This window comes from Paraburkholderia sp. MPAMCS5, assembly GCF_036016995.1.
GTDB lineage: Bacteria > Pseudomonadota > Gammaproteobacteria > Burkholderiales > Burkholderiaceae > Paraburkholderia.
This window is the reverse complement of record NZ_JAYXBK010000007.1, coordinates 190296-210704: the sequence shown is the minus strand read 5'-3', so window position 1 is coordinate 210704 and position 20409 is coordinate 190296. Positions and strand designations below refer to the sequence as shown.

21 protein-coding genes are annotated in these 20409 nt (G+C 63.6%); 4 read left to right on the top strand and 17 right to left on the bottom strand.

Going from position 1 to position 20409, the window contains the following annotated elements; all coding sequences use genetic code 11:
* Nucleotides 1–14: 14 nt before the first annotated feature.
* The 14 genes from VOM14_RS18200 to flhD form a co-directional block, all read right to left on the bottom strand.
* Nucleotides 15–551: a DUF2844 domain-containing protein gene (locus VOM14_RS18200; RefSeq protein WP_327630123.1), complete on the bottom strand. Its 537-nt coding sequence runs from the start codon at nucleotides 549–551 to the stop codon at nucleotides 15–17.
* 265 nt (nucleotides 552–816) lie between these two features.
* Entirely contained in the window at nucleotides 817–1527 is a 711-nt protein-coding gene (gene cheZ, locus VOM14_RS18195) for a protein phosphatase CheZ (protein WP_327630122.1), read from the bottom strand.
* A gap of 1 nt (nucleotide 1528) precedes the next feature.
* Nucleotides 1529–1924: a chemotaxis response regulator CheY gene (gene cheY / locus VOM14_RS18190; RefSeq protein ID WP_327630121.1), complete on the bottom strand. Its 396-nt coding sequence runs from the start codon at nucleotides 1922–1924 to the stop codon at nucleotides 1529–1531.
* Between the two features lie 59 nt (nucleotides 1925–1983).
* Nucleotides 1984–3075, bottom strand: a complete 1092-nt coding sequence (locus VOM14_RS18185) for a protein-glutamate methylesterase/protein-glutamine glutaminase (protein ID WP_327630120.1) — start codon at nucleotides 3073–3075, stop codon at nucleotides 1984–1986.
* Between the two features lie 5 nt (nucleotides 3076–3080).
* Nucleotides 3081–3896 (bottom strand): chemoreceptor glutamine deamidase CheD, encoded by an 816-nt coding sequence (cheD, locus tag VOM14_RS18180; protein ID WP_327630119.1) that lies wholly within the window; start codon nucleotides 3894–3896, stop codon nucleotides 3081–3083.
* Nucleotides 3893–4858 (bottom strand): CheR family methyltransferase, encoded by a 966-nt coding sequence (locus VOM14_RS18175; protein WP_327630118.1) that lies wholly within the window; start codon nucleotides 4856–4858, stop codon nucleotides 3893–3895. Before VOM14_RS18175 ends, cheD begins: the two co-directional genes overlap by 4 nt.
* 201 nt (nucleotides 4859–5059) lie before the next feature.
* A complete protein-coding gene (locus VOM14_RS18170) occupies nucleotides 5060–6907 on the bottom strand; it encodes a methyl-accepting chemotaxis protein (protein ID WP_327630117.1) in 1848 nt (615 codons plus the stop codon).
* A 42-nt stretch (nucleotides 6908–6949) separates the two neighbouring features.
* Nucleotides 6950–7480: a chemotaxis protein CheW gene (locus tag VOM14_RS18165; RefSeq protein ID WP_327630116.1), complete on the bottom strand. Its 531-nt coding sequence runs from the start codon at nucleotides 7478–7480 to the stop codon at nucleotides 6950–6952.
* Between the two features lie 63 nt (nucleotides 7481–7543).
* Entirely contained in the window at nucleotides 7544–9841 is a 2298-nt protein-coding gene (gene cheA, locus VOM14_RS18160; protein ID WP_327630115.1) for a chemotaxis protein CheA, read from the bottom strand.
* An 87-nt stretch (nucleotides 9842–9928) separates the two neighbouring features.
* Entirely contained in the window at nucleotides 9929–10306 is a 378-nt protein-coding gene (locus tag VOM14_RS18155) for a response regulator (RefSeq protein ID WP_327630114.1), read from the bottom strand.
* Between the two features lie 84 nt (nucleotides 10307–10390).
* Nucleotides 10391–11398, bottom strand: coding sequence for a flagellar motor protein MotB (gene motB / locus VOM14_RS18150; protein WP_327630113.1), 1008 nt, complete (start codon nucleotides 11396–11398; stop codon nucleotides 10391–10393).
* 19 nt (nucleotides 11399–11417) lie between these two features.
* Entirely contained in the window at nucleotides 11418–12278 is an 861-nt protein-coding gene (gene motA / locus VOM14_RS18145; RefSeq protein ID WP_327630112.1) for a flagellar motor stator protein MotA, read from the bottom strand.
* A gap of 237 nt (nucleotides 12279–12515) precedes the next feature.
* Nucleotides 12516–13067 carry a flagellar transcriptional regulator FlhC gene (gene flhC / locus VOM14_RS18140; RefSeq protein WP_327630111.1) on the bottom strand — a complete coding sequence of 184 codons (552 nt, stop codon included), beginning with the start codon at nucleotides 13065–13067 and terminating at the stop codon, nucleotides 12516–12518.
* 48 nt (nucleotides 13068–13115) lie between these two features.
* The gene (gene flhD, locus VOM14_RS18135; RefSeq protein WP_327630110.1) at nucleotides 13116–13436 is read right to left on the bottom strand and encodes a flagellar transcriptional regulator FlhD; all 321 of its coding nucleotides are present in this window, start codon (nucleotides 13434–13436) and stop codon (nucleotides 13116–13118) included.
* A 698-nt stretch (nucleotides 13437–14134) separates the two neighbouring features.
* On the opposite strand from flhD, the gene VOM14_RS18130 reads away from it, so the two are divergent.
* Complete coding sequence (locus tag VOM14_RS18130) at nucleotides 14135–15199, top strand: glycosyltransferase family 4 protein (protein WP_327630109.1); 1065 nt, start codon at nucleotides 14135–14137, stop codon at nucleotides 15197–15199.
* Between the two features lie 305 nt (nucleotides 15200–15504).
* On the opposite strand, the gene VOM14_RS18125 is transcribed toward VOM14_RS18130, so the two are convergent.
* Entirely contained in the window at nucleotides 15505–15807 is a 303-nt protein-coding gene (locus VOM14_RS18125) for an H-NS histone family protein (protein ID WP_327630108.1), read from the bottom strand.
* A gap of 296 nt (nucleotides 15808–16103) precedes the next feature.
* Here VOM14_RS18125 and aqpZ point away from each other — a divergent pair, with 296 nt between their 5' ends.
* Both aqpZ and VOM14_RS18115 read left to right on the top strand, forming a co-directional pair.
* Nucleotides 16104–16844, top strand: a complete 741-nt coding sequence (gene aqpZ / locus VOM14_RS18120) for an aquaporin Z (RefSeq protein ID WP_327630107.1) — start codon at nucleotides 16104–16106, stop codon at nucleotides 16842–16844.
* A gap of 391 nt (nucleotides 16845–17235) precedes the next feature.
* Entirely contained in the window at nucleotides 17236–17547 is a 312-nt protein-coding gene (locus VOM14_RS18115) for a PXPV repeat protein (RefSeq protein ID WP_327630106.1), read from the top strand.
* Between the two features lie 101 nt (nucleotides 17548–17648).
* Here the strand turns inward: VOM14_RS18115 and VOM14_RS18110 are convergent, their stop codons facing one another.
* Nucleotides 17649–18470, bottom strand: a complete 822-nt coding sequence (locus VOM14_RS18110) for a Cof-type HAD-IIB family hydrolase (protein WP_327630105.1) — start codon at nucleotides 18468–18470, stop codon at nucleotides 17649–17651.
* 125 nt (nucleotides 18471–18595) lie between these two features.
* Nucleotides 18596–19486: a BadF/BadG/BcrA/BcrD ATPase family protein gene (locus VOM14_RS18105; RefSeq protein ID WP_327630104.1), complete on the bottom strand. Its 891-nt coding sequence runs from the start codon at nucleotides 19484–19486 to the stop codon at nucleotides 18596–18598.
* Between the two features lie 136 nt (nucleotides 19487–19622).
* On the opposite strand from VOM14_RS18105, the gene VOM14_RS18100 reads away from it, so the two are divergent.
* On the top strand, nucleotides 19623–20219 hold the full coding sequence (locus VOM14_RS18100) for a DNA-3-methyladenine glycosylase I (RefSeq protein WP_327630103.1): 597 nt from the start codon (nucleotides 19623–19625) through the stop codon (nucleotides 20217–20219).
* Nucleotides 20220–20409: the final 190 nt, after the last annotated feature.

Below are 20409 nucleotides of genomic sequence, written 5' to 3'. Positions count from 1 at the left end.
GTTCGTCCTCGCCGTTACTGGATGTCGGAGCTGCTGACGCCGGCGGGCAGCGCGGGCGGCAGCCATGCGCGGCCGCTGAACGCGCCCATATGGCCGCCGGATTGCACGGCGAGTGTGCTCTGATCCACCGCAACCGGTCCGCGTCCGCCGCCGCGCGCCGCGCGCGCCGCCTTCACGCCCGCCACATATTGCGGGAAATAATTGCCGAGCAGATCGTTCAGATCCGGCATTTGCGGACCGCTCCAGGCGATGCCGAACACGGTGCCGTCGGCGGCGAGATACTCGCGCACCACGGTGCCGTTGCCGAGCGTGGTCTGGCGCACGGTATAAGACGCGGAAGCCGAAGCGGAAGAAGCCGCGCCCGACGCCGAACGCACGACGGCGCTCGAAGCGTTACTGGCGGGCTGCATGACATGGGACGAAACCGACGCATCCGATGGAGGCGTCATTGGGGCGCCGCCGAGCGCCGCATGAGCGGGCTGCAGGGCAAACAACGAACACGACAAAGCAAGCGCCGTCAGAAAACCGGCGCGGCGTATATGACTCCGCATAACGAAACTCCTCCCTGGCTGCTAGCTCGGCGCACACATCGTGCGAGCCGGCTGCACGTATAGGCCAATCATAGGGCACGGATGGGCTGCGTACTGAGGCAAACCGCACCATGCAGCCCGTCGGCGACAGCGTTTTTTCGACGCGCCGCCGTTCCTTGGCCTTGTAGTATGCCTGCGGTTTGCGTCCATAAACAGAGCACAGGCTCGGGAGCAGTAATTGCTACGCACGCCGAATCGGCCTCGCGCCCCACGAGGCGCGGGCCATTTAGAAGCCGAGGCTTGCCAGCAGATCGTCGACTTGCGACTGGTCCTGCATCACGTCCGCCTTGCCTTCCGGATTGACCTGCGGGCCGTTCAGCAGATGTTCGGGGCTGCCGGTCGACGACACTTCCGCCGCCAGCGCCGCCGCGTTCGCCGCGAACTGCTCGCGCCGTTCGAGCGCGATGTTCTCGACGAGCACGCCGAGCAACTGCTGCTCGATCAGGTACACGACGTCGGTGATTTTCTTGATCACCTGGCCCGTCAGATCCTGGAAATCCTGCGCGAGCATGATCTCCATGAGCTGCGAGTTGGTCGCGGTGGTCGCCGTGGGCACGCCGCGCAGAAATTCGCGCGTGTCGCCCATCAACGTGCGCACTTCCGCGCGTTCGATGGGCGCCGCATACCACTGCTCCCAACGCGCATCGAGTTCGCCGGCGTCTTTTTGCAACTGCTCCTGAATCGGCTTCGCGATGTCGATCGAGGACAGCACGCGCTCGGCGGCCTGCTCGGTCATGTTCGCGATGTACTTCAGCCGGTCGCGTGCATCGGGCACGGCTTCGGCCGCGCGCTCGACGTGCTTGTCGAGCCCGAGTTCGCGCATCGAATCACGCAGCGTACGTGTCAGTTGTCCAATGCGGGCGAGAATGCGGTCTGACGCGAAGTCGCCGTTCTCGTTGACCGCGTCGGCGAGAGGCGCTTGGGTCGGCAGGTTCACATCAGCTCCCGGTCTTGGCCATCTTCTCGAGAATCTTGTTGAGCTTCTCGTCCAGCGTCGCAGCCGTGAACGGCTTCACGACGTAACCGCTCGCGCCCGCCTGAGCCGCCGCGATAATGTTTTCCTTCTTCGACTCGGCCGTCACCATCAGCACCGGCAGATGCTTGAGGTTGGCGTCGGCGCGAATCTCCTTGAGCATGGCGAGACCGTCGAGGTTCGGCATGTTCCAGTCGGAGATCACGAAGTCGTAGGCGCCGCCGCGCAGACGCGTGAGACCGGCCTGGCCGTCTTCCGCTTCGTCGACGTTGCCGTAGCCCAGTTCTTTGAGGAGGTTGCGGACGATTCGTCGCATCGTCGGAAAGTCGTCCACCACCAGAAACTTCATTGCCTTATCCATTTGATTCCCTTTACTTGATTCACGGTGCGGCGCATGACCGCCTTAATACGAACGGCGCATCAAACCCGCTGCACGCGATCGCCCATCGACGCAAGACGCGCCATGACGCGCCGGCTCATGTCCGGCAGCGACGCGATTTCGTCGGCCGCGCCAAGCGCAATGGCTTCGCGCGGCATGCCGAACACGATACAGCTCGCCTCGTCCTGCGCAAGGGTGTAAGCCCCTGCCTTTTTCATATCCAGCAAACCTGCGGCGCCGTCGCGCCCCATTCCGGTCAGAATCACGCCGACCGCATTCTTGCCCGCGTGCTGCGCGGCGGAGCGGAACAACACATCCACCGACGGACGATGCCGGTTCACCGGCGGATCGTCCGACAGATGCGCGATGTAGTTCGCGCCGCTGCGCGCGAGCAACAGATGCGCGTGGCCGGGCGCGATGTACGCATGTCCCGGCAGCACACGTTCGCCGTGCTCTGCCTCTTTAACGGTAATCCGGCACAAACCATTGAGGCGTTGCGCAAAAGATTTTGTGAAACCGGGCGGCATGTGCTGTGCGATCAGCACGGCCGGCGCATCCGGCGGCAGCGGCACGAGCACTTCGCGGATGGCTTCCGTGCCGCCCGTCGACGCCCCGACGATAATCAGCTTCTCGGTACTGACGAGCGGATTGTTGAAGAGCGGCGCGGCGCTGGCCAGCGCGTGTCCGGTCGCAGCAGCGTGCGCATGCTGCGCGGGCGCGGCCTGGCGCACGCGCGCGCGGGCCGCCGCGCGAATCTTGTCGGCGAGCTTTTCCGCGTAGTCGAGCATGCCGTCGCGAATGCCGACCTTCGGCTTCGTCACGAAATCGACTGCGCCCAGTTCCAGCGCGCGCAGCGTGATTTCATTGCCGCGCTCGGTCAGCGAAGACACCATCACGACCGGCATCGGCCGCAGGCGCATCAGCTTTTCGAGGAAGTCGAGGCCGTCCATGCGCGGCATTTCGACGTCGAGCGTCAACACGTCCGGGTTGTGCTGCTTGATCAGCTCGCGCGCGACCAGCGGGTCGGGCGCCGTCGCGACGACGGTCATGTCCGGCTGGCCATTGATGATCTCCGTCATCAGGCTGCGGATCAGCGCCGAATCGTCGACGCACAATACTTTTATCTTTTGCACGGCGCTCACGCCTCCTCTGTCGTTCTGGCGTTGTTTGAGTGACTCGGACGCGCGGCCGAGCCGAACAGTTCGATGCGCGGTCTCGTTGCGCCCACACCGTTCGCCGCCGCTGCCGCTGCCGCTGCTTTACCCGCCGATGTCCCCGCTGCCGCGCCGGTCGAGCCGAACAGCTCGATCTTCGGCTTGGCGGCGGCGGGCGCTGCAAACAGTTCGACGCGCTTTCTCGCGGCGGCGAGACGCTCGGCGCGCGCTTCGGCGCTCTGACGCACGAGCGCCTGTTCGCGCTCCGCCACGCCGGGGTCCTGCTGCAAGCGCAGCTTTTTCACCATCACCTGGCCGGTGCGCGGCATGAATGCCACCTTGCGCGGATGCGAGCCCTGCAAATCCTCGGCGACGATGCGAATCTTTTCGAGCGCGAGATAGCGGCGCACGAATTCGGAATTGCGATCGCCGATATTGATGGTCGTCATGCCCGCAAGCACCGCGCCGCCGCCGAACACCTTCGCTTCGAAGCGCTCGCGCCGGCCGCCCGCCTTGATCAACTCGTTGATCAGCACTTCCATTGCGTACGCGCCATAGCGCATCGAATCGGAGGCGGGCTGGCCGACCTCGGCGCCGTCGTCGGGCAACATGAAGTGATTCATGCCGCCGATGCCGGCCGTGCGGTCCTGAATGCAAGCCGCGACGCACGAGCCGAGCACGGTGACGAGCACCATATCCTCGTGCGTGGTGTAGAACTCGTTCGGCAACAGCTTCACGCCGGGGCGCTGGAAGTGGTTGTCGTAGTAGAGATTGGTGGCGATCGGCAAGGTGCTGCTCATACCGTCACCCCGCTGGCCACGGCGCTCATCGCCGTGCCGCCCGCCGCACTAGCCGCCGCCCGCGTCGGCGTGCGCGCGCCGACGGCATCGCGCGTCAGTTCGTAGACGGTCTGGCCGCGCAGCTTGAACGCCTGCGTCACATACGTGAAGTTTTCGGAGTGGCCGGCAAACAGCAGGCCGCCCGACTTCATCAGCGGTTCGAAGCGCGAGAGCACTTGCGCTTGCGTCGGCTTGTCGAAATAGATCATTACGTTGCGGCAGAAGATCGCGTCGAACTGCGTGCGCAACTGGTAATCGCGGTCGGTGAGATTCAACTGCTCGAAGCGGACCATGGCGCGCACTTGCGGACGCACCTTGACGAGGCCCGCATGCGCGCCCGTGCCCTTCAGGAAAAAGCGCTTGAGCCGCTCGGGCGACAGGTGCTTCACCTGGTCGAACTGATACATGCCGGCTTCGGCCTTGGCGAGCACTTGCGTGTCGATGTCGGTGGCGAGCACCGTGGCCTGCCGCGCGCCGGTTTCGCCGAGCGCCTCGATCAGCGTCATCGCGATCGAATACGGCTCTTCACCGGTCGATGCCGCCGAGCACCACACGGAAACGGGCTGCGCGCGGCGCGGCGCGAAATCGGCGAGGATCGGAAAGTGATGCGCCTCGCGGAAGAACGCGGTCAGGTTCGTGGTGAGCGCATTGGTGAATGCCTCCCACTCGGCCGGGTCGTTTTCCGCTTCGAGCAGATCCAGGTAATGCCTGAACGAGTCGAGGCCGCGCGCGCGCAGCCGGCGCGCGAGACGGCTATACGCCATGTCGCGCTTGTGATCGGAAAGCGAAATGCCGGCGCTGCGGTGAATCAGTTCGCGAATGCGTGTGAAATCCGTGGACGTGAATTCGAAATCACGTCCCTGTTCGCCGGATCTGACCGGTTCTGCCCGGTCGGTGCGTTGCTGTGCGCGCGTTGCCATCATGAAAGTTCCTGCCTGCGATACGAGCCATCACGCTCGCCCGGCGGAATCTCCGACGAGCAGCGGATTGTTTTCGCGGGGTCGCGCCCGCCCGCTAGTTCCATCACCATGCGGCCGGCCCGCGGCACGCCGGTTAGGCGTGCTTCGATGATTCGCGCCACAGGGCGCGAGATACCGAATGACCGCATGTTGTTCCGTCATTGCCTAGAAGGTTTCCCAGTCGGCATCCGAGCCCGCCGAGGCGACGCTTGCCGCAGCCGGACGTGCGGCGAATTCCGGTGTCGCGCGAGACACCTTCGGCTTGAGCGCCGGTTCGACGCGCGCCGCGGACGCTTCGTGGTGAGCCGAAGCCGGCGCGGTGCTGCTGGCCGTCGGTGCGCTTGCCGATGCCGGCTGCGCCGCGCGCGGCGCGGATTTCGCCGCCGGCTTGCTGGTGGCCGCGCCTGCGCGCGGCTTCAGCTGCGGCAAGGCTGTCGCGCTGGCAGCGCGAGCCGGGCTGCCGCCGACCTTCCAGCCGCTCATCACGGCTTGCAACTGGCGCGTCTGCTCTTCGAGCGAGGCCGCCGCTGCCGCCGCCTGTTCGACGAGCGCCGCATTCTGCTGCGTGACTTCGTCCATCTGGACGACTGCGCGATTGACCTGCTCGATGCCGCCCGACTGCTCCTCGGACGCCGCGCTGATCTCGCCCATGATGTCGGTCACGCGGCGCACGGCCTGCACGATCTCGTCCATCGTCGTGCCCGCGCGTCCGACCAGCGTCGAACCGCTTTGCACCTTGTCGGCCGAGTCGCCGATCAGTTCCTTGATTTCCTTCGCGGCACTCGCGCTGCGTTGCGCGAGGCTGCGCACTTCGCCGGCCACGACCGCGAAGCCGCGGCCCTGTTCGCCGGCGCGCGCCGCTTCGACGGCCGCGTTCAGCGCAAGAATATTGGTCTGAAACGCAATGCCTTCGATCACGCCGATGATGTCCACCACCTTGCTCGAACTGCTGGCGATGTCCTGCATCGTCGTGACGACCTGGCTCACCACCTCGCCGCCGCGCGTCGCGATGTCGGACGCGTTGACGGCCAACTGGCTCGCCTGGCGCGCGTTCTCGGCGTTCTGCCGCACGGTGCCCGTCAGTTGCTCCATGCTCGATGTGGTTTCCTGCAACGAGGCGGCCTGCTGTTCGGTGCGCTGCGACAGATCGGTGTTGCCCATCGCGATTTCGCGCGCGCCGGTGTCGATCGATTCGGTGCTGCTGCGAACCGCCGTGACGATCTTCGACATGCTGTCCTGCATCTGCTTGATGCCGGCGAACAGGCGGCCGATTTCATTGCCGCTTCTCAGCTCGATCTTCTCCGACAGATCGCCCAGGGCGATCCGCTCGAAGCATTCGGTGGCGTCCGTGAGCGGCTGCACGATCAGGCCTCGCAGCGCGAAGCGCATGCCGACCACGAGCAGCAGCGAGAGCGCAGAGAACGCGACCATCAGCGTCTTCATCAGCGAAATGTTCGACTGCGAGCTTTCCTGCTGGTCCGCCGCCTGTTGCTGCAAGCTCTTGACCACTGCCGACGCCGCGTTGTCGTAGGAGACGAACATCGGGCTGATCTTCGTGTCCGCGACCGCGTGATACGCGGTGAGATCGTTCGCGCGCAACGCGGCGAATTCGGGTTCCATGCCGTCGCGCACAAGTGTCGTGCGGCGCGCGAGCAGTTCGTCGAGACGCGCCTGATCGACGCCGTTCTTCGGCGCGTCGAGAAAGGCCTGCCAGTTCTTGTTGCTGAAGCCGTAAAGCTCCACCGCGCGATCCAGCACCTTCTTCGCCGTTTCCGTGTCGCCGGCGGCGCTCAGCGCGTTGAAGCGATCGAGGGATACGCGCGAGCGCAGCAGGTACGCCGACGCTTCGTCGAGCGAGTGAATCGCCACCAGATCGCCGCGTGCGATCCGGTCGAGCGACTGGCTTGCGCTGCCCAGCGCCGTCAGCCCAAGCACGCCGACCACCATGGTCAGCGCGACGAGAATGATCCCCACGAGCGTGAGCGATGTGCGAATCGACCACCTGCTTAGCATCTCATTGCTCCCTGTCGCAAACTTCTTTGAACGCCGCAGCCCTTAAACGCCGAGTGCTTCGATGAGCGCCATTTCGCGGCTCGTCATCAGCTTTTCGATATCCATCAGAATCAGCATGCGGCCGTCGACGGTGCCGAGGCCCGTCAGATACTCGGTCGTCAGCGTCGCGCCGAACTCGGGCGCGGGCATGATCTGATCGACGGCGAGCGTCAGCACGTCCGACACGCCGTCCACCACCATGCCGACCACGCGATGCGCGACGTTCAGGATGATCACGACGGTCTGGTGGTCGTACTCTACGCGGCCCAGATGAAACTTGATGCGCATATCGACGATCGGCACGATGATGCCGCGCAGATTGATGACGCCCTTGATGAACTCGGGCGCATTCGCGATGCGCGTCACGTTGTCGTAGCCGCGGATTTCCTGCACCTTGAGAATGTCGATGCCGTATTCTTCGGCGCCGAGCGTGAAGACGAGGAATTCCTGACCGCCTGCGTCGGCCTGCTGCGCGTCGCGGCGGCCATTCGTCGCGTTCGCGACGCTCGAATTGATGGATTGAACTTCTGCCACGTTAGCCCCCAAACGGTTGGGATAAGTTGAGTTGAGTAAGTGTTACGGCGAATGTGATGGACTTCATGCGAGGCTCATCGCGCCATGCGCGTGACGCGACTCGCGATTCAGCGCCGCCACGTCCACGATCAGCGCGACGCGGCCGTCGCCGAGAATGGTCGCGGCGGAAATGCCGCGCACCTTGCGGTAGTTCGTTTCGAGATTCTTCACGACGACCTGTTGCTGTCCCACCAGTTCGTCGATCAGCATCGCAAAGCGGCGCCCTTCGGTTTGCATGATGGTGACGATGCCTTGCGTCGGCTCCTGCTTGGCGTCGTCGACGTTGAACACTTCGTGCAACGCGACAAGCGGCAGGTATTCACCGCGCACGCGCACCACGCGCTCGCCGTTGGCGACCGTGTAGATGTCCTCGGCTTGCGGCTGGAGCGACTCCATCACGAAGTTCAGCGGCAGAATGAAGATCTCGTTGCCGACCTTCACCGACATGCCGTCGAGAATCGCCAGCGTCAACGGCAAGACGATTCGCGTGGTGCTGCCCTTGCCGGCGTGCGACGTGATTTCCACGTGACCGCCCATCGACTGGATGTTGCGTTTCACCACATCCATGCCGACGCCGCGGCCCGACACGTCCGTGACCTGCTCCGCCGTCGAGAAACCCGGCAGGAAGATGAGGTTCCAGACTTCTTCGTCGGTCATGCTTTCGCTGACCTGCATGCCCTGCTTCGCGGCCTTCGCGAGAATCTTGTCGCGGCGCAGGCCGGCGCCGTCGTCGCTCACTTCAATGACGATGTTGCCGCCGTGATGCGCCGCCGACAGCACGAGCTGGCCGGTTGCGTCCTTGCCCGCCGCGCGCCGCGCTTCCACGGTTTCGATACCGTGGTCAAGACTGTTGCGCACGAGGTGGGTCAACGGATCGATGATGCGCTCGATAAGGCTCTTGTCGAGTTCGGTCGCCTGACCGAAGGTGACGAGTTCCACTTCCTTGCCGAGTTTCGCCGCGAGATCGCGCACGAGACGCGGGAAGCGGCTGAAAACGTAATCCATCGGCATCATGCGGATGGACATCACGGCTTCCTGCAAATCGCGCGCGTTGCGCTCGAGTTGCGCCATGCCGTTGAACAGGCGATCGTGCAGCGCGGGGTCGAATGTGCTGGTGGTTTCGGCAAGCATGGCCTGCGTGATCACCAGTTCGCCGACGAGGTTGATCAGCTGATCGACCTTTTCGACGCCGACGCGAATCGAGCTGCCTTCCGCGCCGCCTGCCGCCGCTGCCGGACGCGCGGCCTTGCGGTCCTGCTCGGCGGCAGCGCCGGCGGATGCCGGAGCCGCTGCCGGAGCGCTGGCCGCCGCGGGTTGCGGGGCAGCCGTGGCGTGGGCGGGCGCGGCCGCCTGCTCGGCCGGAGCCTGCGCGGCGGGCTGCTGCGCGGACGCGGCAGCCGCTGCGGAATGGGTGGCGGCTGACGCCGCCGGTACTGCTTGCGCCGGGGACGAGGGCTCAGCGTCGGGCGTTCCAGGTTCGCCTTGCTGAGCACCGTCCGCCGGCGCGGTTCCGCGGCCGATCGAGATCTGACTTTCGTCGATCACGAAACAGCACACGGCAATGATGTCGTCGGACGTGACATCGGTCTGAAGCCACAGCGTGAGATCGCCGCCGCTCTTGACCCGCCCGACGATGGAGCCCAGGTTGCCCAGCTCTTCGGCAAGCAGTTCCTGGTCCTTCTCATCAACGCCCCGTAGCGTAATTTTCAGATGCGGACCGGCGTCGTCTGCCTCGCCGGTTCCTTCGGCTTGACCGGTCTGCGCCGGTTCGCCGTCATTCCATTCGCCCGCCGCCTGCACCGCCTGTTCGATGACGTGCTCCGGCGGGCCGCCGTCTTCCGTTGCTTCCACACTTGCCCATTCCTCGACGGGCGCGGCCGCCGCGACCGGCGCTTCAGCCGGGGCCGGCACGGCCGGCGTGACAACGCCGCGGCTTTCCGCGTGCAACTGTTCGAGCTTCGCGCAGATCGCCTTCGCAACGGCGCCGTCGGGCTCGGCGCTCGCGCGGTAATCGGCGAGCTGGCCCGACAACACGTCCTTGGTTTCGAGGAACGTGTCGATCATGTCCTTGCGCAGCACGAGTTCGTTATTGCGCGCGCGGTCGAGCAGCGATTCGAGGATGTGGGTCGTCTCCGTCAACGCGGTAAAGCCGAACGTCGCCGCGCCGCCCTTGATCGAATGCGCCGCGCGGAAAATTGCCGCGAGGTCTTCGGGGTCCGGGTGCGCGATGTCCAGATTGAGCAGCAACTGCTCCATCTGCGCGAGCAGTTCGTCCGCTTCGTCGAAGAACGTCTGATAGAACTGAGTGATGTCGAGTGTCATGCCTGGGTCACCGCGAGAGTTCCTGTCTAGGCTTGGGCTACCGTGCCGCAGCGTCGAGAGCTTCTTTAACTTGTCAAAGGTTGATGCTTACGCGTGATCTGGCTCGGCCAGCGCCGCCACCAGTTCGGTCAGCATGTCGGGGTCGAGCGGCTTTTCGATCCAGCCGGTCGCGCCTGCTTCGCGCGCCGCGGCTTTGAACGGCTCGCCGGATTCCGTCGTCAGGACGAGGATGGGCGTCGCCGTGTAAGCCGGATTGCCGCGCAGTTCGGCGATCAGATCGAGGCCGGTCTTGCCCGGCATGTGCTGATCGGTCAGCACGAGGTCGAACCGCACGGCGAGCGCGTTTTCGAGCCCTTCCGTGCCGTCCGCCGCGAGCGTCACTTCATAGCCGGCCGCCGTCAGCGTCGCGGAAAGAATCTGCCGCATCGATGCCGAATCGTCGATTGCCAGGATGTGCCTGATCATGAAAACCTCGCTGCGCTTACGCTGTGCGCCGCCTGGCTGTCCGCGCCGCCGGGCGCTGGACACGGCCCGGCGGCCGTCTTCCTGTTACTGAGCCGCCGGCGTTGCCGCCGGCACCTTGGGCGCGACCGTCACGGGCTGCGCCAGTTTTTGCAGCAGCGGCTTCGAGCCGGCTGCGTCGTCCGACAAGGTCGTCGTGGTCGAGTCGTCATGATTGAGCGCCTCCTCCGACTTCCTGTTCAGAACGATGATGCTGATGCGGCGGTTTTCCGGGTCCATCGGGTCCGCCTTGTTCAGGTTCTGCGTCGACGCGAGGCCGAGCACGCGCATCACCTTCGCTTCATCCATGCCGCCGGCGACCAGTTCGCGACGCGATGCGTTGGCGCGGTCCGCGGACAGTTCCCAGTTGCTGTAGCCCTTCTCGCCGCCCGCGTATTGCACGGCGTCGGTGTGTCCCTGCACGATGATCCGGTTCGGCACGTCGTTCAGCGTGTGGCCGATCTCGCGCAGAATGTCGCGCATGTACGGCTCTACGTCGTCTTTCGCGGTCGCGAACATCGGCCGCTTTTGCGAGTCGACGATCTCGATGCGCAAACCCGTCAACGTCGAGTCGATGCGGATCTGCTGCTTGAACTGGCGCAGCACCGGATTCGCCTCGATCGCGGCCATCAGCTTCACCTGCAGATCGTGCAGGCGCATCTGCTCGCGGCGCTCCAGTTCGCCTTGCATCTGCTTCATCGAGTCTTCGCTGCTATGCGAGACCGTGCGCTCGGCGCGGTTGTTGGTGCCGTCCGTGGCGCGCGTCACGCCCTGCGCGTCCGTCGAAATATCGCGGCCGCCGCCCTTCAGAATGCTCGAATCCTCGGCGCTGCGCTCGCCGCCCCACAGCGTGATCTTCAACGGCTGGTTGAAGTAATCGGCGATGCCCTTCAACTGCACCGTCGATGCCGAACTCAGCAGCCACATCAGCAGGAAGAACGCCATCATCGCGGTCATGAAGTCCGCATACGCGAGCTTCCAGGCGCCGCCGTGGTGGCCGGCCTTTTTCGGCGCGGCGCGCTTGACGACAATGGCGCGGTCTTTGTCCTTGCTCATGGATTCGGTTCCGGCGTCCTTACTTGGCCTTCACGCGGCGCACGTGCTCTTCCAGTTCGGCGAACGACGGACGTTCGGTCGAAAAGAGCACCTTGCGGCCGAACTCGACGGCGATCGCCGGCGCATAGCCGTTCAGGCTCGCGAGAATCGTCACCTTGATGCACTGAAACATCTTGGTCGACTCGGTCACACGCTGTTCGGCGACGCTCGCGAGCGGCCCGATCAGCCCATACGAAAGCAGAATGCCGAGGAAGGTGCCGACCAGCGCCTGGGCGATCATTTCGCCGAGCACGGCCGGCGGCTTGTCGGCGGAAGCCATGGTGTGCACCACGCCCATCACCGCGGCCACGATACCGAACGCCGGCATCGCGTCGCCGACCTTGTTCAGCGCGTGCGCGGGCGCTTCGCCTTCCTGGTGATGCGTCTCGATCTCCTCGTCCATCAGGCTTTCGATTTCGAACGCATTCATGTTGCCGCCCACCATCAGCCGCAGGTAGTCGGTCAGAAACTCGATGATGTGATGGTCGGCGAGAATCTTCGGGTACTGCGTGAAGATCGGGCTTTTCGACGGGTCGTCGATGTCGGCTTCCAGCGTCAGCGTGCCTTCCTTGCGCGCCTTGGCGAGCAGGACGTAGAGGAGCGCCATCAGCTCCATGTAGACGTCCTTGTTGTACTTCGCGCCCTTGAACAGGGTCGGAATGACGCGCACCGTGGCCTTGATCGTCTTCATCCCGTTACCGAGGATGAACGCGCCGACGCCGGCGCCGACGATCATCAGCACTTCAACGGGCTGCAACAGCGCGCCGAGATGACCGCCTTCCAGCGCGTAACCGCCGAAAACGGACAACAGCGTCACGAGTGATCCCACGAAAATCAGCACTGCCGAGCCCTCACAAAGAAGCGACGGTGACCGTCGTTAAACTGGTTTACGGCAACGCATCAGAAAACTTTGACGGAAAAGCAGCCTGTCGCGCCGGTGTAAACCAGAGGCGAGGCAGCGGCTCAGGCACGACGTGACGCCGCGATGGACCGGGCGGGAATGCCCGCCGGACGGGGAATGGGAGGCAAGGACGCGCGCGGCGGCGAGCTGCACGCGGTTCGCGCCGCGGCCCGGACGTTACGCGGCGAGGCGCTCGCGGGCGCGGGCGTCGGCGACTTTCTTTGTCTTACCGGCGCGCGACGGCGGCTGGCACAGACCGCAGACGAAACCCTGCTGTGGGTCGTGTGCATGGGCGACGAAACGCCCGCGACAGCGGCAGCACGGGGTGACTTGCAGCATCCCCGAGTCGAAAAAGCGCACGAGGGTCCATGCGCGCGTGAGGCTCAGCACGGGTTCGTCGTCGTGCAACTGGACGTGTTCCAGATAGAGCCGGTAGCTCTTCACAATCGACTGGATCGTCGCACAGCCGCCGTGGTCGGCCATGAAACGATAGATGTTGTAGAACAGCGAAGAGTGAAAGTTCGGCTGCCAGGTCATGAACCAGTCGGTCGAAAACGGCAGCATGCCCTTGGGCGGCGACACCCCTTTCAGTTCCTTGTATAGCTTGATGAGCCGGTCGCGCGACAGGCTGGTTTCCGCTTCAAGCAGTTGCAGACGCGCGCCGAGTTCGATCAGTTCGATGGCAAGGGTGATCTCCTTGACTTCGAGCACTACGCTTTTATAGGCCATCCGCTTACTTTCTCGTCCTGATTGCTGTGCTCGAATCGCGGCTTGCCATCAGCCGAGTTGCTCGACCGGCTGGCTCGCCATCAGGATCGCGGAATGCGCCCGGGCGACGGCGCTGGACTTGCCCTTGTCCGCAAGCGCGGACAGCACGGCGTGATCGTCGAAACGGAAACGGCACAGGACCTGATTGGACGCCGCCAGCTTCACGGTCTGCGCCAACGACAGGTTGGCGAGCACATCGGCTAACTGGTCCGAAATCCCCATGCGAAACATGCCCATCGGCTTGTCTTCGCGCAGCAGGCGCTGCGCGAGCAGAAGATAGGACAGGTTGACTTCTCTGATCTCATTGAGCATGTCGCTGGTCGCGCTCATGATTCCCCCGGGGTATATCCTGGCTGGTCAGGCCGTTGCGAAAACGTTTGCTCGAACGCGCGCGCTTAAACCGCGCGAATCGGCTCGTCTCTGGTCTTGCGAGCATTGTCGCGAAAGGGTGGGAGAAACAAAATCGGACAGACACCCAGCTTGTTTGACGGATTAATCCGTCATTCGTGTAGGAATTTCTCCTACATGACTGTGAAGTGCTGAGGTTTTGGAGTGAATCGCCCGGCGCAATGAAATGGCTCGCTATGCGCCGTGCATAGAGGATCTCGAAGAAGCCGGGCTGGCGGTGAGTGCTGGCCGGAAGGGATTTGCACCGTGTAAGGGTGAGCAGAATTATAAAGGATTTTCACCACCGCGTAATATTTGGAGTGCAGGCGCGGGCACGCGACTTGCTATCGGAAAGCGCGGTATTTTCTGGTGTACCTGCATAGGATGGGACGATGCCACCCTGTCAGAAGACTACGGGACAGACCCCTGTAACGTCCCATGTTTCCCGCTGTAACAACATTAAGCGTTTGAAAAATAACTCGAATTGGCGCGGCTGATCCCGATAATGACGCTAAGGGATTACCCGACGCAATTTCGGAGCACCCCCGGGCGGCGGCTTACCGCGCCCAACCGTCCGTCAGGCATTCGCTCCTCGCTCTCTCCGAGCGCCGCAGTGCGAAGCCGTTGAATAGGAGAAACGCATGCGAATCGCACAAATCGCGCCGTTGTATGAAGCAGTCCCGCCGAAACTTTATGGTGGCACCGAACGTGTCGTGTCCTATCTGACCGAGGCATTGGTCGATGAAGGCCACGACGTCACGCTGTTCGCAAGCGGCGACTCGGTGACTTCCGCGAAGCTCGATGCGTGCTGGCCTCGTGCGCTGCGCCTCGATCCGACGATTCGGGACGCGCTGGCTCCGCACATCCTGATGATGGAAAAGGTGCGCCGCGTCGCACACGAGTTCGACGTGCTGCATTTCCATCTCGACTACATGCCGTTTCCGCTGTTTTCGACCATGGACACGCCGTTCGTGACCACGCTGCACGGCCGCCTCGATTTGCCGGAATTGCAGCCGGTGTTCGACACGTTCGCGGACGCGCCGGTCATCTCCATTTCGGATTCGCAGCGCGTGCCGCTGCCGCAGGCGAACTTCCTGAACACGATCTATCACGGTCTGCCGGAACAATTGCTCACGCCGCAGGCGCACAAGAAGCCGGAGTACCTGGCGTTCCTCGGCCGGATCTGTCCTGAAAAGCGCGTCGATACAGCCATCAAGATCGCTGCTCAAAGCGGTTTGCCGCTGAAGATCGCCGCCAAGGTGGACAAGGTCGACCAGGACTACTTCAAGCGCGAGATCGAACCGTTGCTCTCGATGGCGCACGTGGAATTCGTCGGCGAGATCAACGAGGCGCAGAAGCCGGAGTTTCTGTCGGGCGCAAAAGCGCTGCTGTTCCCGATCGACTGGTCCGAGCCGTTCGGCCTCGTGATGATCGAGTCGATGGCATGCGGCACGCCCGTCATCGCGTTCAATCGCGGTTCGGTGCCGGAAGTGATCGACCATGGCGTGACGGGCTACATCGTCGAGGACGTGCAAGGCGCGGTGGCCGCGCTGCAACGTCTGGACGAGCTGTCGCGCACGGAAATCCGCGCGCAGTTCGAGCGCCGCTTCAGTTCGAAGACGATGGCGCGCAACTATGTGGATGCGTACTCGGCGCTGATCGAAGCAACGCGCCGGCCGATTCTGCGGCAGGTCGCAGTGGGTTGAGTCCGGTGAAGGTGGTAAATGAGTGCGCGCGAGTGAAAAGAATGCATGCCCAGGCGTCAGCCGCGCTCATTACCGTAAGCACTTTCCACATGACGCCAGCGAACGCAGGCATTCCTCTCATGTGAATCGTTTGCGCGCGCACTAACTCCTCCGGGTTATTGTGCTTCGCTTATAGAAAAGCCGCCCTGCAAAGGCGGCTTTTTTAATGGCGGCATAGATGTGCTTCTTTGTCCGATCAGGACACACCAGTAACCCGGAACTCGCAATAAACCTTCAATCTGCTTTCGCGTTACTCGCGAAACGGATCAGTTCGCGCCAATCAAAAAGCGTTCGCGGTTCTTGCCGACGATCCACTTCGGCGGTTTGCCCCGGCCGCTCCATGTATTGCCGCTTTTCGGGTCCTGGTATTTCGCCGGCAGCGGCGCCTTCTTGGGCGGGCGTCCGCGCTTGGCCGCGACCGCGAAACCGAGGTCTTGCGCGGTAAGTCCGTATTCACCGATTTTTTGGCGGATATCGGCGATCACATTGTCGATTTCCGTGCGGCGTGCTTCTTCTGCTTGTGCCTGCAATTTGGCGATCTGTGCCTTGAGGTCTGCATATTGAGACATTCCGGTTTTCCCCTTTTTGAATTCATTCCGCCTCGCAGACTATCCGCAATTATAAAAATTCGCAATGGATACCATTACTGATTTAGGAGGGTATCTTCTGATAATTATTAAAGACCGCTGAATTGCAAAACCGCTTTATCCCGGAATAAAAAAGTAAAATCGGCTTGACGTTGACAATTCTTGACACCTGATTCGGCACTCTTTCCCTAGAATTGGATGCTCAAAGACACGCGCACGCGCCAGCAGCGCTCATGTTCCGTGCTTCCCGAGCATCAACTATTTTAGGATTACCAATCATGCAGTTGTCAAAGCGCCTTGCTGCCGAGTTGTTCGGCACCTTCTGGCTTGTGCTCGGGGGCTGCGGCAGCGCGGTTCTCGCCGCGAACTTCGCCGGCCCGGTGCACGGTCTCGGCATCGGCTTCGTCGGCGTCTCCTTGGCTTTCGGCCTGACCGTCCTCACCATGGCGTATGCGATCGGCCACATTTCCGGCTGCCATCTGAATCCGGCCGTCAGCGTCGGTCTCACCGTGGCCGGTCGTTTCCCGGCTCGCGACCTGCTGCCGTACATCGTCGCGCAGGTCATCGGCGCGGTGCTGGGCGCGGCGGTGCTGGCGCTGATCGCCTCGGGCAAGCCCGGCTTCGAGCTGGTGGCGAGCGGCTTCGCGAGCAACGGTTATGGCGAGCGCTCGCCGGGCCATTATTCGCTCGCCGCGGCATTCGTCTGCGAGGCGGTCATGACGGGCTTCTTCCTCTTCGTGATTCTCGGCGCCACCGACAAGCGCGTGCCGGCCGGATTCGCGCCGATCGCCATTGGCCTGTGTCTCACGCTGATTCACCTCGTCTCCATTCCCGTCACGAACACTTCGGTCAACCCGGCGCGTTCAACCGGCCCGGCGCTGTTCGTCGGCGGCGCTGCGGTGGATCAGTTGTGGCTCTTCTGGATCGCGCCGATCATCGGCGCCGTGGTTGCCGGCGTGCTGTATCCGGTCATCGCGGAAAGCCGCGGCGGCAACGCGCAGAAACTGGCGCTCGACTAATCGCACTCATTGGCCGGATCAAAAGCGGGCGCTACGGCGCCCGTTTTGTTTTGGCGCGCCGTACCGCGAAGTGACGGAGCGGCTTGATTAATCCCGTTATACAGATGTAAGCCGGGATTACGCTCGGCGCTGCTGAAATGCAGGGCCACTTTTCGTCGAGGCGGCCCACCCATCTCCTGCGCGGCCACACTCCCCACTGCGACAAGGCTTTCCGCGAATCCGCTCCAGGTGGCCGAGCCGCCGGAAACCCGCGCGCGCCTTCTCCCACGCTGCGACGATCCTTGCAGTCCGTAACATCTGGTCGCAGTCCTCGCCCGGCGGAATGCGTAGATTGAACCTGTGCGACAAACCTACGTCGCCTCACAGCAAAAAATCTTGCATGGAGAACAACATGAAACGCATCGTCACTCAATTGCTGGTTGCCGCTGGTCTCGCAGCAGGCGCATGCGGTGTCGCGCAAGCGCATACGGACCTGAACATCGGAGTGTCGCTCGGCGCGCCAGTCTATACACGCCCCGCGCCGGTCTACGCCGCGCCGCAGCCGGTGTACTACGACAATGGCGGCTGGGGCCATCGCTATGATCGCGGGGACTACTATCGCGGCGACCACCGTTACGAGCGCGGCTGGGATCGCAACGACCGCCATTGGGGCCACGACGACCGTGGCGATCACGGCGACCGCCGCGGCGGATGGCGCGACTAATCGCCCGCTCGACGGTAGCGCCTCCGCTAAAGATTGCTAAAGCCACGCGGACCGGCGCGCCTCTGCGAACGCAGAGGCGCGCCGGTTTCATTCAGGGCTTGTCAGGCCATCAGCTCGTCGTCGATTGAAAAGAGCTTGCGCAAGTGATGCGCGACGCCCGCTTCGAAGTTGTTACCAATGCGCGGCACATTCGGCAGACGCGTGATCAGATCGGGGTTGGCGTTGTTCATCATGAACGGATGGCCGGCCGTTTCGAGCAGATCGATATCGTTCATGTTGTCGCCGAAAGCCACGCAGTGCGCGGCGTCCACGCCGACGCGCTCGAGCACGATCTGCAACGCACGGCCTTTCGACACATTCGCCGTCATCACTTCCAGGCAGTCCGGCAACGAATAGGTGACGTAAAGCGCGTCGCCGAATTCGCAGGCGAGATTGGCGGCCACGTGCGCGAGATCGGCCGGATCGCCGATATAGAGAACCTTCGCAATGTCGACGCCGTCGTGCTCCAGCAGTTGCGCAACCTCATACGTGAAGCCGGAATCCTGATGGAATTTGAGCAACTCCGGCGCGTCGCGGTCGATCAACCACGCCTGGTCGGCGAACAGATTGACGATCACGCGGCCGTGCGCGCCGACAATTTCCGGCTGCACGAGGCGCCGCACGGCGGCCGGCGGCAGATCGTCGGCATGGATCACCGTGTTGTCCGGCGCATGGATGCGCGCGCCGTTCGACGTAATGAGATACGGCTGGATGCCGAGAATGTCGCGGATGCCAGCGACGTCGCAAAAATGGCGCCCCGTTGCGATCACGAACTGCACGCCGTCGCTTTCGAGCTTGCGCACGGTGGCAATCGTGAACGGATCGACCTGATGGTCGGCATTGAGCAGCGTGCCGTCGAGGTCCGTGGCGATGACTTTATACATAATAAGCAAGCGGGCAGCGTCGAAGGCCGTATTTTACCGTCGATGCCGGAATCGGCCGCGCGGCCCCGGTCCGACGTGCCGCGCCGCGGAATTGCCGTGGCGCTTGCGGCTCGACCCACATTCGCTCAAGCCTCGCCCGCAAGCCGCGCGGCTTCACGTCGGGCCAGTTGCAAGCCGCCCTGCGCCGAGCCGGCCAAAGGTTCATGCAAACGCTCCTGATACGCCGACGGCACGTACTCGCGCAACGGCGCGCCGAGCCCGCCGCACAATGCAACGGGCAAGCTCGCCGAAGGATCGAGCGCGGCGATCATCTTGCCGATTTCAATGCCCGCGTCGCCGAGCAGCCGCGCCGCGAACGGATGCGCGCGGTGCGCCACGACGATCCGCGCGAGGCTCGCGTACGCGGTCTGATTGGCCTCGCAAAGCCATACGACGAGCGAATCGCGGTCGTGTGCACCGACGTGCAGGAGAAGCGCCTGCGCGAAGTCGTCGTTCGGGCCGCGTCCGTCGAGCGCTTGCTGCGCATACCCAATTGCTCGTACGCCGAGCCATGCGCCGCTCGCCTCATCGCCCGACGGAAAACCATAGCCGCCGACGGTGCGCACTCCGACGCCGTCCGGTTCAAGCGCCGCGGCGATGCTGCCTGTGCCGAGCGCGACGATCACGCCGGGCGCGCCGCCGTGGGCGCCGAGCAGTGTCGTATGGGCGTCGCTTTCCACGGCGAGCCCGGCGAGCGCGGGCGCCTGCGCGAGAAACGCCGCGAGCCAGTCGCGGTTGTTCACGCCCGCGAGACCGCAGCCGAGCACGCAGCGCGACCCGTCGAACGCGACGCCGGTCTGTGCGAACGCGTCTGCGCAAGCCGCTTCGATCGCCTGCCACGCGCGTTCCACGCCCAGCCCGAGACCCGACGGCCCGCTCGTCGCCTGCGCGAGTTCACGCCCTTGGGCGTCACCGAGCGCGACGCGCGTGCCGGTGCCGCCGCCGTCGACGCCGATAAGAAATAGGTCTTTGTTCATCGAATGGAATGCGGTTCGTGGGAAATGTGCATAGCCTGGCAGGTCCATTTCCATCCGGCAATTGGCCGAACGGCTAGCTTGCGGCGGTCGCGGGTTCCGCTATGCTGGCGGGCGACATGGCAAGGGGGAGTGCAAATTGACACAGAGATGCAACTGGGCGTCGAGCGAAGCGCTCGCACGTTACCACGACACCGAATGGGGCGTGCCGTCGCGCGACGACCAGCATCTGTTCGAGATGCTGGTGCTCGAAGGCGCGCAAGCCGGCTTGTCGTGGTCGACGATTCTGAACAAGCGAGCCGGCTACCGGCGAGGATTTGCCGGTTTCGATATCGACAAGGTCGCGCGCTTCACGCCGAAGCACGTCGACGCGCTCGTGGTGGACGAGAGCATCGTGCGCCATCGGGGCAAGATCGAAGCTGCCATCGCCAATGCGCGCGCGGTGCAGCAGATTCAGGCGGAGCACGGGTCGTTCGCCAACTTCATCTGGTCTTTCGTTGAGAACACACCCATCCAGAACGAATGGGCGTCGTATCAGCAGGCGCCGGCGTCGACGGAAATTTCAGATGCATTGAGCAAAGCGCTGAAGGGTTACGGCTGCAAGTTCGTCGGCTCGACCATTTGCTATGCATTCATGCAGGCGGTCGGCATGGTCAACGACCACGAGAGGACTTGCATGTGTCGCGCGCAGTGCGCCGCACTGGGCAAGAAAGGGCGAAATCGCAAACCCGGTTGAACTGGCGCGCCGCAAGGATCTCCGGTGCGCGAATGGCGCGCGCGCCGGTCGAAAGCGGCTATCCGGTAAAGCCCTGCTGCGCTTATCGCCGATGCCGGCCGTTATACGGTTATGAGCGCCGCCACATTTGCCGACGCACGCCCGCACGTCTGACGCCAAAGAGCACTTGGCGGCGAGTGGCGAACGGTGG